This window comes from Streptomyces tubbatahanensis (genome assembly GCF_022699385.1).
GTDB lineage: Bacteria > Actinomycetota > Actinomycetes > Streptomycetales > Streptomycetaceae > Streptomyces > Streptomyces diacarni.
On the sequence record NZ_CP093846.1, the window covers coordinates 7,268,837 to 7,282,983 of the forward strand.

General features: G+C 72.6%; 13 protein-coding genes. 6 read left to right on the forward strand and 7 right to left on the reverse strand.

All coding sequences use genetic code 11. The features are described from left to right. Positions 1-50: 50 nt before the first annotated feature. The 5 genes from MMF93_RS31145 to MMF93_RS31165 form a co-directional block, all read right to left on the reverse strand. The gene (locus MMF93_RS31145; protein WP_242756502.1) at positions 51-1,400 is read right to left on the reverse strand and encodes an alpha/beta fold hydrolase; all 1,350 of its coding nucleotides are present in this window, start codon (positions 1,398-1,400) and stop codon (positions 51-53) included. An 80-nt stretch (positions 1,401-1,480) separates the two neighbouring features. Further along, positions 1,481-2,545 (reverse strand): 2,5-dihydroxypyridine 5,6-dioxygenase NicX family protein, encoded by a 1,065-nt coding sequence (locus tag MMF93_RS31150; protein ID WP_242756503.1) that lies wholly within the window; start codon positions 2,543-2,545, stop codon positions 1,481-1,483. A 121-nt stretch (positions 2,546-2,666) separates the two neighbouring features. Beyond that, positions 2,667-4,343, reverse strand: coding sequence for an OPT/YSL family transporter (locus tag MMF93_RS31155; protein ID WP_242756504.1), 1,677 nt, complete (start codon positions 4,341-4,343; stop codon positions 2,667-2,669). Between the two features lie 274 nt (positions 4,344-4,617). After that, positions 4,618-5,484: an IclR family transcriptional regulator gene (locus MMF93_RS31160; protein ID WP_242756505.1), complete on the reverse strand. Its 867-nt coding sequence runs from the start codon at positions 5,482-5,484 to the stop codon at positions 4,618-4,620. A gap of 355 nt (positions 5,485-5,839) precedes the next feature. Beyond that, entirely contained in the window at positions 5,840-6,145 is a 306-nt protein-coding gene (locus MMF93_RS31165) for a YciI family protein (protein ID WP_242756506.1), read from the reverse strand. A gap of 71 nt (positions 6,146-6,216) precedes the next feature. On the opposite strand from MMF93_RS31165, the gene MMF93_RS31170 reads away from it, so the two are divergent. Together MMF93_RS31170 and MMF93_RS31175 are read left to right on the forward strand one after the other, a co-directional pair. Then, positions 6,217-7,086 (forward strand): LysR family transcriptional regulator, encoded by an 870-nt coding sequence (locus tag MMF93_RS31170; protein ID WP_242756507.1) that lies wholly within the window; start codon positions 6,217-6,219, stop codon positions 7,084-7,086. A 203-nt stretch (positions 7,087-7,289) separates the two neighbouring features. Beyond that, the gene (locus MMF93_RS31175) at positions 7,290-8,207 is read left to right on the forward strand and encodes an NADP-dependent oxidoreductase (RefSeq protein ID WP_242757867.1); all 918 of its coding nucleotides are present in this window, start codon (positions 7,290-7,292) and stop codon (positions 8,205-8,207) included. A 34-nt stretch (positions 8,208-8,241) separates the two neighbouring features. On the opposite strand, the gene MMF93_RS31180 is transcribed toward MMF93_RS31175, so the two are convergent. After that, entirely contained in the window at positions 8,242-8,850 is a 609-nt protein-coding gene (locus tag MMF93_RS31180) for a DUF6328 family protein (protein ID WP_242756508.1), read from the reverse strand. 208 nt (positions 8,851-9,058) lie between these two features. Here MMF93_RS31180 and MMF93_RS31185 point away from each other — a divergent pair, with 208 nt between their 5' ends. Next, positions 9,059-9,469 (forward strand): rodlin, encoded by a 411-nt coding sequence (locus tag MMF93_RS31185; protein WP_242756509.1) that lies wholly within the window; start codon positions 9,059-9,061, stop codon positions 9,467-9,469. A 172-nt stretch (positions 9,470-9,641) separates the two neighbouring features. Here MMF93_RS31185 and MMF93_RS31190 read toward each other — a convergent pair whose 3' ends face one another. Continuing rightward, complete coding sequence (locus MMF93_RS31190) at positions 9,642-10,463, reverse strand: NPP1 family protein (RefSeq protein WP_423835647.1); 822 nt, start codon at positions 10,461-10,463, stop codon at positions 9,642-9,644. Between the two features lie 244 nt (positions 10,464-10,707). On the opposite strand from MMF93_RS31190, the gene MMF93_RS31195 reads away from it, so the two are divergent. From MMF93_RS31195 to MMF93_RS31205, 3 genes are read left to right on the forward strand one after another with little or no spacing between them, the layout of a single operon-like run. After that, positions 10,708-11,211, forward strand: a complete 504-nt coding sequence (locus tag MMF93_RS31195; protein ID WP_242756511.1) for a hypothetical protein — start codon at positions 10,708-10,710, stop codon at positions 11,209-11,211. Then, a complete protein-coding gene (locus MMF93_RS31200) occupies positions 11,181-12,599 on the forward strand; it encodes a hypothetical protein (RefSeq protein WP_242756512.1) in 1,419 nt (472 codons plus the stop codon). Before MMF93_RS31195 ends, MMF93_RS31200 begins: the two co-directional genes overlap by 31 nt. Continuing rightward, a complete protein-coding gene (locus MMF93_RS31205) occupies positions 12,596-14,140 on the forward strand; it encodes a VWA domain-containing protein (protein WP_242756513.1) in 1,545 nt (514 codons plus the stop codon). The genes MMF93_RS31200 and MMF93_RS31205 overlap by 4 nt, the downstream gene beginning before the upstream one ends. Positions 14,141-14,147 lie beyond the last annotated feature (7 nt).

Consider the following 14,147-nt stretch of genomic DNA (forward strand, 5'->3'; position numbering starts at 1 on the left):
GGCACGGGTGCGCACCGCACAGGCGCATGCCCGTGCCCCGGAGCGGTCGTTCAGAGGACGCCGCGTGCCATGGCCATCAGGCGGTCCAGGACGGCCGGGTCGGTGCGGACGCCGTCGTGGGCATGCGTGTTGGTGATCCACGGCCGCAGCCCGCGCACCAGCGACGCCGTCTCGAGTGCCTGCTCCCGGTCGACGAACATGTCGTCGTAGTAGACGGCCGCCGCGACCGGCACCTCGTTGGCCGCCAGCCGGTCCAGGTCGTACAGGGCTGGCCAGTCGGTGCGCTGGGCCAGCACCTCGGCGGTCTCGCGCAGCGGTGCGAGAGCGGGGTCCTCCTCGAACTGCCAGGGGTAGATCATCTCGCCGGTGAAGCGGAGCGGCCCTGCGCCGCCGTCCGCGATCCCCGTGGCGTCGAAGGCGGGGAACTCCTCGCGGATCCGGTGTGCCGACCATGCCGTCGGCCCGCCGCCCTGGCCGTAGATCGGCTCGTGCAGCAGCGCGTAGAGGGGCCGTTCGGCGAAGGAGAGCACCGCGTCCGCGCCGCGCAGGAAGACATCCGACAGCTCGGGCCCCCGCGGGCCCGGTACGAACGCGGTCTCCAGCAGGTAGTGCAGGCTGTCGAACTTCGCGGCGGTGCCGAAGGTGATGCCCAGCGTCTGGAAGCGGCGCACGCTCAGCCGTTCGCCCGAGGGCAGCGGGACGTCGTTGCGCTCCAGGTGAGCTGCGACGGCGTCGGCCAGGGCCTGGTCGCCCGGGTAGCGGGCGAAGTACCGCTCGTTGTGCGCGAGGGTGCGGGCGTAGGCGGCGCGGTAGACGTCGTCGGCGTGCCCGGTGAGGGTGGGCAGGCCTCCGGTGACGAACACCTGGGCCAGGCCCTCAGGAGCGAGGCTGAGGTAGCTCAGGGCGCAGAAGCCGCCGAAGCTCTGCCCGAGCACTGTCCAGGGCGGCGCGCCCAGCGGGTCAGCGCTGCCGTGGAGGTGGGCGCGCAGCGCTTCGGCGTCGCGGACGAGGGAGTCCGCGCGGAAGTGCGCCAGGTAGGCGGCGGTCGCCTCGGCGTCGGGGAAGGCGGCGAGGGTGCGCCGGTCCGCGGGGGTGCTGCGTCCTGTGCCCCGCTGGTCCATGAGTACGACCCGGTAGTCCTGGAGCGCGCGCCGCAGCCACGCCCCGGCGGCGTTGGGGCGCTCGGCGCGTCCGCCGGGCCCGCCCTGGAGCCACAGCAGCCGCGGCAGGTCGTCGTGTTCGCGGCCGGCCGCGGTGACCTCGCGGGCGAAGAGCGCCAGCGTCGGGCCGCCGGGGTCGGTGTGGTCCAGGGGAACGTCGAGGGTGTGGTCGGTGCACACGAGGCCGTCGTGGCGGTAGGTGACCGGCGCGTGAGCGCGCGGGCCGGCAGGAGAGTTCATCGGGCGACTCCTGGGGAGGTGGGACGCACGGGGAGGGAACAGTGCCCCTCCCCGTGCGGAACGAGGGCGGTTCGCGGTGGTCAGTACCCCGCGACGCCGAGTTCGGCGCAGATACGGACCAGCTCCGGGTGCACGTAGCGGCCGTCCTTCTCGATGGCTTCGCCGTCCAGGTAGATGGAGGGGCCCAGCACGCTGCCGTCGGTGTGCGCGGCCGCGACCCACGGCTCGCCGCCGATCCAGGCGCCCTTGGTGCCGATGCCCAGCTCCACGCAGCCGAAGACCCGCTCGTCCTCGACGATACGGCCGGTGGGCGCCGGCACCCCGGGGTTGAAGCCCAGCGACCAGTGCGCGACGCGGAACATGTTCGGGTCGTCCCACGACTCCATCCAGCGGCGGAACGTCTCGGCGTCCTGTCCGCCCTCGATGGCCGTGACGACGCCGTTCTCGACGGTGCAGCGGACCGGGGAGCGCAGCAGCCCCAGCTCGTCCGGCGGCCACAGCGCGCCGTCGAAGACCAGGGTGCCGTTCTGCGTCTCCTCCAGGGGGTTCCAGGAGATCTGCCCGGAGAGCATGACGGTTTCGCCCGGCTTCTCGGCGGGCTTCCCGCGCAGGTTGATCGGCCGCGTCCCGTTGCGTCCTGTGATGTCGGTGCCGTTCGCGGAGGTGATGCGCACCTCGTCGGCCTCCTCCAGCAGCTTCACCAGCGCCTTGCCGAGCCGTATCACGCCGTCGAAGTCCGGACGGCCCACGGTGGCGACGAGCATCTGCACGTCCATGGCGGTCAGGTTGGTGTAGCGGCAGCCGTTCTTCATGGCGGCGCGGAAGGCGTCGGAGTGCATGAGGTAGGAGACGGCGAACTCGATCCACACGTCCGCGTCCGCGATGGCTCCGGCGACCGGCCGCGGCGGCTCCATGGAAGAGCCCGGCAGCGTCTCGTACCAGACGATGACGGGGTGCGCCCCGGCGGCGGCGACCGCGTGGGCTGTGGCGTCGACGACCCGCCGGTCGCTGCTGGTGTCGCCGGTCAGCACCACGTGCTCGCCCGGCTTGACCAGCATGACCTGCTCGACCAGCTTGCGGGCGGCGAGGGCGAGTTCGAAGCCGAGGTACTCGGCGCGGGGTTCGAGACGGCTGTGCATTTCCATGGGTTCTCCTCGTACTGCGTGCGTCGTGCGTCGGACCGCGGTGCGCGGCTTGTCCACGGCAAAGGGGGCGGCCGGGCGCGCGGGGCGCACCGCGGCGTGCGGGAGGGCGTCACGCCAGGAGTCACCCGGCCTTGATGATCTGCGCCGAGTCCCCGAGGGAACTGCCGGCGATGAGCCCGGCGCCGACGAGGTTGAGCTCCGAGTCGGCCTGGTCACCGCGCAGCCGCCGGTAGACCACGCGCACCGCCAGTCCGGCCAGAACCAGCACACAGGCGTGCGGGGTGAGGATGAGCAGACCCGTCGCCAGCATGACGCCCATCTGCCGTCGCGTACCGCCCAGCAGTTGGATCAGCGCGCCGGGAATCGCCCACAGCAGCATGGTGCGCAGCGCGTCGCCGTCGCTGAGACCCTGCCGGACGGTGTCGGCGTAGACCTTCGCGACGGGCGGGATCAGCCCCTGCCGGAAGTACGACTGCCACAGCACCGCCACCACGGCCAGGGCCACGGCGAAGCCGACCAGTGCGGCACGGAACTGCTCGCGCCTGCCCGCCCGCTCCCACGGGTCCCAGGGGCGGTGGTCGCGGCGCAGCAGCCACCCCGCCTTCAGGTCGTACCCCATGTCGGCGAAGGCGGGCCCGGTGGCCGAGACGTAGCCGACCAGCAGCGCGAGCGGTACGGAGGGAATGCCGATGACCAGCCCCAGGATGAGGAAGATCAGGGTGACGGCGAAGGATGGGAACCAGCCCGACTGCATCGCGGCCAGCCCCACGATCAGCTCGTGCACCAGCGCGGCCAGCGCCGCGAACAGCACCCAGCCGACCAGCCCGGGCACGCTCATCTCGCCCAGGAGCCCACCGGCCAGCGCGAGCAGCACCGCGCCCGCCGTGAACAGCCCGTACCCGCGCAGCAGAGCGCGCCGCAGCGCCGCCTCGTCCACCACGGGCGAGGTGGGCCCCGGGCCCTGTCCTGATACGGACGGCCGTGTGACCGCCGCGCCGGGCGCCGGGGCGCTCGCCCGCTTGTTTCTGCGCCGCGTCAGGACAGCCACCGCCTGGCCCAGCGCGACGAGTCCGGCGCCGACCATCACCCCGTGCGGTACGTAACCCGCTCCCAGGTCGGTGCCGAACAGCTGGGGCCCGAACTCGCGCAGCCCCAGTCCGACGCCGAACATCAGCAACGCCCAGATGTTCCCGAGGAAGGCGACGCCGGCGGCCGAGAGCGGCAGCTGGAAGAGGGTGCCGACCAGCCCGACGACCGTTCCGCCCGCGAGCACCGCGGCGCGCTTGCCTCCCTTGTCACCCGCCTCGATGGTCTCGGCGGCGGCGACCCCCGGAGGCCAGGGGCCCTCGGCGGGCAGCAGCCGGGAGCCGAAGGAGCGGTAGAGGACCCAGGCGTCGATGAGCAGTCCGACGAACGAGCCCGCCAGCATCGGCCAGACCAGGTCCTTGCGCCCGAACACGTACGGCACGGCCGCCGACGTCAGCAACGCGTTCGCGGCGGCGAACGTGGCGGCCGAGATGGCGCTCTGGGCCAGGTTCTGGCGGTGCACGGAACGCATCCGGCGCAGCATCGTCAGCGGGATACGCCCGATCAGCATGGCGATGAGGGCGCCGACGACCGCCGTGTTCGCGGAGATGCCGAGCTTGGCGACGAGGTCGATCCCGACGACGGCGCCGACCGCCGACAACACGACCAGCACGAGGAGCAGGAACGGTTCGGTCGCTCTCGGATGAGAGGGGGGCGCCCCGCCCGGCGGCGGGGCGGTGGTGTCCGTGTCCGGTGAGACGGAAGAAGGCATGGCGGACCTCGCGAGGGCAGGGCAGGGCGGAGCCGGCCGCGGCGCGCGGCGCGCCGCCCGGCGGGCTGTGACGGGGAAGAGCCGTTACCGGGGGTGGAGAGGGGAGGGGAGGAGTGCGGCGGAGGACGGCTGTGACGGATGAGGAGTCGGATGTACGGGGGCGCCAGGAGCGGCAGGCGACGGGTGAGCGGCGGCGAGCCGGACCGTACGGAGGCGGTCGGCCCCCGAAGGCAACGGCCGGATGAAATCGGATGAAAGCTGACGAAAGGGGTGGTCAGTCGCCGAAGGCGTCGGTCGCCTCGGCCGCTCCGGCGAGCAGCGCTTCGACGATGCCGTCGGCCGCGTGACGGACCCGGTGGCTCGGGCCGATGACGGTGAGGGACGCCGCGATGGTTCCCGCCTGGAAGACAGGGGCCGAGACGGCCGTGACCGCCTCGTCGTACTCGCCGTGGCTGATGCCCCAGCCCTGGTCGCGGAGCACCGCGTACCTCTCCAGCAGGGCGTCGACCGTGGTGAGCGTGGTGTCGGTGAACCGCTGGAGCGCGGTGGCCCCGAAGATCTGCCGGATCTCGGCCTCTGGGTAGTAGGCGAAGAGGGCGTGCCCTGACGCCCCGGCGTGCCCGGGCATCAGGGCGCCGACCAGGGCGGTATAGCGGATCGGCCCGGTACCGTCCACGGCGGCGGCGCACCGGTAGCCGCCTCCGTTCGGCACGTTGAGCACCACGCTCTCCCCGGTCTCGCGCAGCAGCCTGGCCAGCACAGGTCTGACCAGTGACGGGAGGACCCCGCTGTGTTCGCCGGCCCGGGCCAGTCGTGAGACGGCGGGACCGAGCCGGTAGCGGCGGGTGGTGCTGTCGCACAACAGGAAGCCACGGGCGGTGAGCGTGGTCAGCAGCCGCTGGGCCACGGCCTTGTCCCAGCCGTGATGCCGGGCGATCTCGCTGACCCCCCACTCCGGCCGCTGCTCGGTGAAGGACAGCAGCGCCACCAGGGCGCGATCCGCGGACTGCAGGGTGCCCGCGGCGCGCTCCCGGGGAGCGGTGGCCCGCCTGGCGGAGTCCGCGGCTTGTGAGCCCGGCGTCCCTTCGACCGTGTCGGAACGCTTCGCCGCCCGCGGCGAACGGTCGGTCACCCCGGCCATACGCCCACCTCCTGTCGTGCCGTACTACCCAGCTCGGTGCGCTCAGCGCAACGCTGTTGCGCTGTGAGGGGAGCACTATGGAGGGGCCGTGCGGAGGTGTCAAGGGTTCGGCCACCGGTCCGCCGGTGCCCGACGGTCGGCATCGCCGCGGACGGCGTGGGCTGCCGATGGGGCCGCGGTCACTCGTTCCGGTAACGGCGGCCCGTCCGCGCGGCCGCGCGTCGTAGAGTTCCGCGCGAAGGGCGCCCAGGCCTGAAGTCGTACACGAGCCGCCGGGCGCCCTTCACCGAGCCGTGCCGCGCCCTGCCGCCGGGGCGCGCCCCGGCGGCAGGGCGCGGCACGGGGACGGCCACGCTCATCGTTCCGGGTCGGCGTCCTGCGTGCGGAGCCACGCCACCCGCTCCGCGGGCCAGGTCGGCCGGAACCGGAGGATCTCGGCGGTGGCGGCACCACTGGTGACGAACGGATCGGAGGCGACGGCCGCTTCGATCGCGGCACGCTCGCCGTCCGCGATCACCACGCCTCCGGTGCGGGGCTCCAGTGGGCCGGCGAGCTGTGCCAGCCCCTGGGCGAACACTCCGTCGGGGTGGGTGTAATGGGCGTTTTTGAGCGCGTCGATGGTCTCCAGCGGCGCGCGGTACCGCAGCACGATGACGAACATGGCTCCAGCCAAGCCCCCGAGCCGGTGCCCGCGCCAAGACCCGTTTCCCCCGCCGCTATAGGCTGACACCTATGGGGGCTGCTCAGAGGGTGGAGGACATGGACCCGCTGTCCGGCGTGGAACTGCGCCACCTGCGGTACTTCGCCGCCGTGGCCGAGTCCGGCACCGTCACCGCCGCAGCCGAGCGACTGCACATCGCGCAGCCGAGCCTCAGCCAGCAGATACGGCTGCTGGAGCGACGCGTGGGGACCCCACTGTTTCTGCGCGGCTCCGCAGGGATGGAGCTGACCGAGGGGGGAGAGCTGCTGCTGCGAGGGGTCAGCAAGTGCCTCGCGGAACTGCGCGCCTCGGTCGCCGCCGCGCGTGGCGCGCAGCCCACGGTGACGCTGGGCGTGTGCAGGGGGGTGCCGCAGCCCGTCCTCAGCCGCGCGGAAGAGCTCGTCGCCCGTGCCCGCGGGGCGCGGGTGGTCTGCCGGCAGGTCGACTCCGAGCGGCAGATCGCGGCCCTGCGTGCGGGCACGCTGGCGTTCGGTCTTCTGCGCACCCCCACGGACACCACGGGGCTGTCGCTGCGCGTCCTCAGCGACGAGCCGCTGGGCGCCGTCATGCACAGCGGACACCCGCTCGCGGACAGGTCGCGGCTGACCTGGCCCGAGCTGTCCGGGCAGCGTCTGCTGTGGTTTCCCGCCGAGCGTGCGCCCGGCTACGCGGCTGCCGTGCTGGCGTCCCTGCGCGCCCACGGCTGGCGTCCCGAGACCCTGGCGGAGGACGACGGAGGCCATACCCTCTTCCGCCACCGCCTTCTCGGTCGCGACGACCTGATCGCCCTGCGGCCGCACAGCGGTGTCTTTCCTGACCCCGATCTGCTGTGGCGCCCGCTCGGCCCCGAGCCGCCTCACGAACGGCTCGTCCTCGCCGTGCCTGCCGCCCCGGGGAAGTGACGACGACGCGCGTCGCCCTCACCCCGCACGGGGTGCCGGAGCGCGGCCGTCGGACGGGCGTACCGCTGCTGTGCCGGAGATCCCGTGAGCACGGTCACGGTGTCGGACGGCGGCAGGGGCATACCCGTACTCTTCGGACTCTGGACAGATCACCGACAGAAGGGTGCGACCGCATGCCTCACGGCGACTTCGACGGCGAGACGATGCAGGCGATGACGTACGACAGGTTCGGCGGTACGGAGGTGCTGTCGGCGACGCGGCAGCCGCGGCCCAAGGTGGGCCCCGGCGAGGTTCTCGTCCGGGTGCGCGGCGCGGCGGTCAACCCCGTCGACTGGAAGATCATGGCGGGTGGGCTGAAGGACCTCATGGACACGGTCTTTCCCGTCGTCCCTGGCTGGGACGTCGCGGGAGTCGTCGAGACGACCGGGATCGACGTGCCCGAGTTCTCCCCCGGGGACGAGGTGATCGCCTACGCCCGCAAGGACTACGTGCACGGAGGGACGTTCGCCGAGTTCGTCACCGTGCCCGTACGGCTCCTGGCGCGGCGGCCTTCCGCCTTCTCCTGGGAGCAGGCCGCCGGGCTGCCCCTGGCCGGCCTGACGGCGTACCAGACGCTCGCCCGCCTGGGCACGCGCGAGGGCGAGACGGTGCTGATCCACAACGCGGCGGGCGGAGTGGGGTCGCTCGGCGTGCAGATCGCCCGCTCGCTCGGCGCCCGCGTCATCGGCACCGCCTCCCCGGCCAACCACGACCGGCTGCGCGAGCTGGGCGCCGAACCCGTCGCCTACGGCGAGGGGCTGGCCGAACGGGTGCGTGAAATGGCCCCGCACGGCGTCGAGGTCGTCGCGGACTTCGTCGGCGGAGTCCTCGACACCACCTCGGCCGTCCTGGCGGAGGGGGGCCGGCACGCCTCCATCGCGGACGACACGGTGACACGGGCGGGCGGTCAGTGGATGTGGGTGCGTCCCGACGGGAACGACCTGGGCGCACTGGCCGATCTCGCCGACGCGGGCAAGCTGACGGTGCGGGTGGCGGAGACCTTCCCCCTCACCCGGCTGGCCGACGCCTTTGAGCTGAGCCAGGCGGGCCACGTCCACGGAAAGATCGTCGTCACACCGTGAACCCGCACCGGGGCTGAGCCGGTGGCCCGGTATGTCAGCTCCTTGGGCGCCCTGACCCCGAGGGCCGGCCGGGCCGTGCCCCGGGCGGCTCTCGGCGGCCGGAGCGGCGGCGCAGCCACAGCGGCAGCCCGTACCAGCACACCGCGAACCAGAGCATGACGGAGCCGACCAGGACCTCGGCCAGCAGCCCCGGCACCACCACGCGGAGTATCAGCAGCAGCGTCCCGCTGATGGTGAGGGCGAGCAGCACCATGCCGCACACCATGAGCCGGCTCGCGGTGTTGACCAGGTCGTCCTTCATGCGCTGCCCGGACAGGAAGCGGTGGATGGAGACGGGGGCGATCAGAGCGGCCGTGGCCGAGGCACCGAGCACCACCGTGACCGTGTACACGACGCGGTCGAAGGCGTCCAGATCACGGAAGAGCGGCGTGAACGCGACGCTGAGCAGGAAGCCGAACAGGATCTGCACCCCGGTCTGGGCGACGCGGGTCTCCTGCAGGGTCTCGATCCATCTTCGGTTGACGCGTTCACGGGCCGACTCCGGCGGCTCCTCCTCGCCGTGCGCGGCCCCGGCGACGCCGCCATGCCCCACGGGCTCCCGTGTGGAATCCGTCCGGCCGGTCGACTCGTGCATGAGGGCCATGGCGTCCTCCCAGCTCGTAGGAGTCCCAAGTGCCCCTCTCGTGCGCATGTATGCGGTGGCGTGCGGAGGAGGTGTGCCGCCGGCGGCCGGGCCAACACCCCTGTGACGTGCTTCCGTTCGAGTGAAGCCGGATAACCGCACGCCCTCCACGGGTGTTCGCCATGGTGATCGACGGTGATCAACGCGACCGGATGAGAAGGAGTACGCGATGAAGAGGATGTGGGCGACGGTCACGGCCACGGCGTCACTGGTGGGCGTGTCGGCCGCCGCGGCACCCCAGGCCATGGCCATCGGAGACGACCGGGGGACCACCACGGTCAACGGGAACGGTTCCGAGCAGACCTACGGGAACGCCGCCACCCACGGGAACGGGAGCCCCCAGTTCGACCTCGTCCAGGGGACGTTGAACAAGCTGTGCGTGGGCCTGCCCGCCGACGTCAACGCGGGGTCGATCGTCGGCATCATCGCCAACGTGGCCGTCCAGGACGTCAACGTCCTCTCGAACCCGCAGAACCAGCAGTGCGCGGACAACTCGTCCCAGGACAAGGGCGACGAGCCGCTCTCCCACCTGGTCTCCGACGTGCCCGTACTGGCGGGCAACGGCGCGGACAACGGCTGACCGGGCCCCCAACCGGGCGAGTGCGGCGCACGGTTGGGGGTGCGGTCCCATCGCGACCGGCTCCGCGGCCACCACGGCAGCGGCCACGGAGCCGGTCACGGCCGGCCGGCCGTGCGTACACCGCCGGTCTGCCGTGCGTACACCGCCGGATTCCGGCGAGGGGCCGGTGGCCTCAGGCCCGGGGGTCGAAGGGGATGCCGTCGGGTTTCGCGCCGGCGAGATGGTCGGCGAACGTGTCGTCCCTGATGCCCAGTGTGGCGCTGCCGAAGTCGGCCCCGGTCAACTTGTCGCGCAGCCCGGCGGCGTAGCCGTCCCAGCCGACGAGCGCGGGGTACTGCCAGGCGCCCTGGTGGTTCTCGGGCGGCTCGTCACCGCCGTCGCTCTTGGCGGCGCGGAAGCAGTGCGTGCTCACGCCGTCCTTGTGGTAGACGACTTCCGGATGCGTGCCCTCGAAGGGCAGCGCGTCCTTGGCGTGGACGGTGAACCCTCCGTGGTTCGAGGTCGAGACGTACTCCACCTGGTCGTCGTGGACCCAGACCACGACGTGCTCCCAGTCGTGCCGGTGGCCCGCGCTGCCGCCGCCCAGCGCCGCCTGGTCCTTCTCGAAGTAGGAGGCATAGACGAGGGCGCACCAGCCGTTGTCGCACTTGCTGCGGGAGTAGGTGTTCGTGTTCGCCAGGTCGGTCGCGTCGCGGCAGTTGCCGTTCATGTCGCCGCCGATCTTCAGCCCCGGTGCGAGCGTGCCGTCGGGACCGATGGCGGGCGTGGCGTAACAGCCGTCCGTGTCGTAGTCGTACGCGGGCTGGAACCTCTTTTCCATCTCGCCCGCGTTCGCGGGCAGCGCCTGCGGCGGATCGGCCAGTGCCGTGCCCGGCAGGGCGATGACCAGTGCGAAGGCCCCGGCCACCACGGCCGGGGCCTTCGTGCGCCATCTCGCGGACCGGGCGGGCCGCGCGGCGGGGGTTTCCCCGGCCGCCTGTGAGGGGTGCGTCATCCGCATGCGTTCACTCCGAAGTGGGGGGACTGAGTGCGCCGTTCACAGTGCCGGGCGCCCGCGCACCTGCCAAGAGGGCGTCGGACCGCAGCCCTGTCAGGGAGGCCGCCCGTCGTGGAGGACACACCGGCGCCGGGGCGCGATCCCAGGCGCGGTCCCCGGCGTTGTCAGTGGTCGCGGATATGTTCTTCGTATCCCCGCCGCAGTGGCGAGGAAGCCCAACTGGCGCGAAGGAGAGCGTGCGTTGACAGACTGGGAGAAGGCGAGCGCGGCGCGGGTGATACCGCCCGCTCGGCCGCGCAAGCTGGCCAAGGTCCCGTTCGTCGAGCTGGCCGACGGGCGGATGCAGGGCGTGGTCTCCAGCGGCTCGGACATCGAGCGCGTCTACGTCTCGTCGGTCGCGGCCGGCACCTACGCGTTCGCCTGCAGCACCAACAACAACCGCCCGTGCGGTGGCGCCCGCGGCTCGTTCTGCAACCACATCAACGCGCTCATCAGTGAGGCCGTGCTCCAGTACGGTGCCGAGCGCGTCGCCCGCTACCTGAGGGTCGAGGCCGCGGACGAGGAGCCGAGCGCGCACTCGATCACCGCCGGCATGAGCGCCGCCCGCCCGCTCCAGGGGGAGACCACGGCGGCCGCCTCCGTCTTCAGCCGCTTCCTGCGCCACCTCGCCTACCTCGAACTGGCTCCGAGCACCGGCCCGCTGCCGGAGATGCAGTGGTTCCCGCCGACCCGGGCGGTGGCCTGATGCGTGCCGATCCGCTCACCGAGCCCGTCGAGGGTCTCGACGAGGCGCTGGCCGCCGTCGACGCGTTCGACGAAGTGCTCGTCGCCGGGCTCCTGCGGCCCCGCCCGTCGCAGGCGGCAGGGCTGACGCGGCTCGCCGACGCCGTCGCGGGTACGCCCCTGGCCGCCAGGGCCGCCGAAGCGGCGGAGAAGGCAGCCGCGGGGAGCGCGGGCGAGGAACACCTGGTCGCCCTCGCCGCCGCGCGCGCCGCGCTGCTGGGTTCCGTCCACGACGCCCTCGCAGCGCGCGTCCAGGAGGCCACAGGCCGCTCCCTCGCCGAGGAGGCCTCCCCGCAGCGCAGCGGGCGGCAGGGAGCCAACCTGCTCGCCGCCGCCCGCACCTGGCTGTCCGACCTGGCGCGCTGCGGCTGGCAGGGCCTCGACCACGAGGTGGTCTCCTCCGCGGCGCAGGTCGTCTCCGCGATGCTTCCCGATCCCGCGCTGCGCCGCCTCGCGATGCTCCTGGACGGGTTCTCGGCCGAGCTCGCCGCCTCCTGCCCCGGAGCGTTGCTGGAGCGGGTTCCGGCGCGCCGCTGGGCCGACCTGTGGTCCCGCGCGATGCTGCTGACGGTGCCGGGAGCGATCGAGGCACCGAGCGCCGGCACGGTCGGCGGCCGTCTGCTGGCCCTCGGCGTGGACGTGCAAGAGCACGCGACGGCCGTCCAGGCGCAGGTGCACGCGGTGCTGGAGCCCGGCGACGGAGCGCCGCCGAGGCTGGTACGTGCCGCGGTGTCGGCGCCGAAGCCCGACACGGTGGTCGGAGCCGGTCTGTGGCAGCTGCTCCGTCCGCACATGGCGCTGCTGACGGCACTCGGCGAGGGCCGGGCCATGCAGCTGACCGACATGCCGATCACCGCGGAGGGCGATCTGCTCTGGAGCGACGAGCACGCCGGGATGGACGATGCCGCTGACGCCTTCGCCACGGCGCGAGTCGTCCTGCCCACCGCCGTCGACGCGCCGTCGGCACCGCTGGAGCGCCATCCGGCGGCGATCGCGGTGCCCGTCTTCTGGGAGGGCTACGCAGCGGAGAAGGACGGTGAAGGACTGACGTTCGATGTCGCGGGGCATGTGCTCGCCGTCGACACCGACCGCGTTCCGGCCGCCGGGCCGCTCACGCCCGAGGCCGTCGCGGCGTCGAGCGCCTGCATCGGGTTGCTCCGTTGGGACGCCGGAGCGTTCGCCCTCCAGCCGCTGGCCGTCGAGACGACCGTGCGGAAGAAGACCGTCGCCCTTCACGCCGGGGGATGGGCCGGTGGCACGACGGACAAGGCCGGTGTGAAGGCGGAGAAGGCCGCCACCGCCGCCGTGGCCGTGCTGCGGGAGCGTGCCGGGAGGTTGCTGCGGAAATGAGCGAACACACGAGTGAGCGGCCGGCGCAGCACGGCCACGCGGCAGCCACGGACGAGCCGCGTCCTCCGCGTGCGCCGTGCGAGCCTCAGGAGAACCGTCGCCAGGTGCTGTACTGGCGGCTCCTGGCGCGCCTCTTCGACCACGAGGAACAGGCCGCGCTGGAGTCGGCGAGCCTCGCCGTCGTCGAGGACATCGGCCTGCCCACCGGGCTGCTGGACCCGCAGACCTCCGTGGACTCGATCGTGCAGCGCCATCCCGAACTGGCCGCCGAGTTCAACAAGCTGATGGTGCCCGAGCCGGAGGAGGACGGGTCGCGGGACCGGGCAGCCGAGGTACGGCGGGCGGCGCTCGCCTCGAAGGTGCTGCTCAACGTCTTCGCCTCCGGCTCCGGCACGGTCACCGCCGAGCAGCTGACACGCTGGCAGTCCGACGCGGGCTGGCTCGAACGCGCGCTCGGCTGCCGACCCGGTGAGCTGCGCGGCGGCCGCGCGGGCGCAGGAAACGCGCACGCCGCGGGCGGCGGAGCCGCGCAGCTCGCGGGTGGGGGAGCCGGGCGGGGAGCCGGCCGCGGCGCGGGCGCCGGTGGAGTCAGCCCCACCGGCACCGGCGCCCCAGGCGGTGGCACGATGCCCGATCTCAGCCGCCTGATCCCCGTGATCGGCCCCGAACTGGGCGCCATCGAGGGCGACCTCGTCAAGCGGATGCACCTGCGCGAGGTGCTGGCCGACCAGGGGCTCGCCCGGCAGCTGACGCCCAGTATGTCGCTGATCGAACAACTTCTGCGGGACAAGGACAACCTCTCGGGCGTGGCGCTGGCCAACGCCAAGGCGCTCATCCGCCGCTTCGTCGACGAGGTCGCAGAGGTGCTGCGCACCCAGGTCGAGAAGGCCTCGGCAGGCGCACTGGACCGCTCCGTGCCGCCGAAGCGCGTCTTCCGCAACCTCGACCTCGACCGGACGATCTGGAAGAACCTCACCAACTGGAGTCCCGAGGAGGAGCGGTTGTACGTCGACCGCCTCTACTACCGGCACACCGCGCGCAAGACGACGCCCCAGCGGCTGATCGTCGTCGTGGACCAGTCGGGCTCGATGGTCGACTCCATGGTGAACTGCACCATCCTGGCCTCGATCTTCGCCGGGCTGCCGAAGGTGGACGTCCACCTGATCGCGTACGACACGCAGGCGCTCGACCTCACACCGTGGGTGCACGACCCCTTCGAGACGCTGCTGCGTACCCAGTTGGGCGGCGGCACCGACGGCACCGCCGCCATGGCGCTGGCACAGCCGAAGGTCGCCGAGCCCCGCAACTCCGCCGTCGTGTGGATCTCCGACTTCTACGAGTCGCGGAGCGAGCCGCTGTTCGAGAGCATGACGGCCCTGCACCGTTCGGGTGCGAAGTTCATCCCGGTCGGCTCCGTCAACAGCTCCGGGCGCGGCAGCGTGAACCCGTGGTTCCGTGAGCGGTTCAAGAGCCTGGGCACCCCGGTCATCTCCGGGCACATACGCAAGCTCGTCCACGAACTCAAGACGTTCCTCACCTAGCCACCTG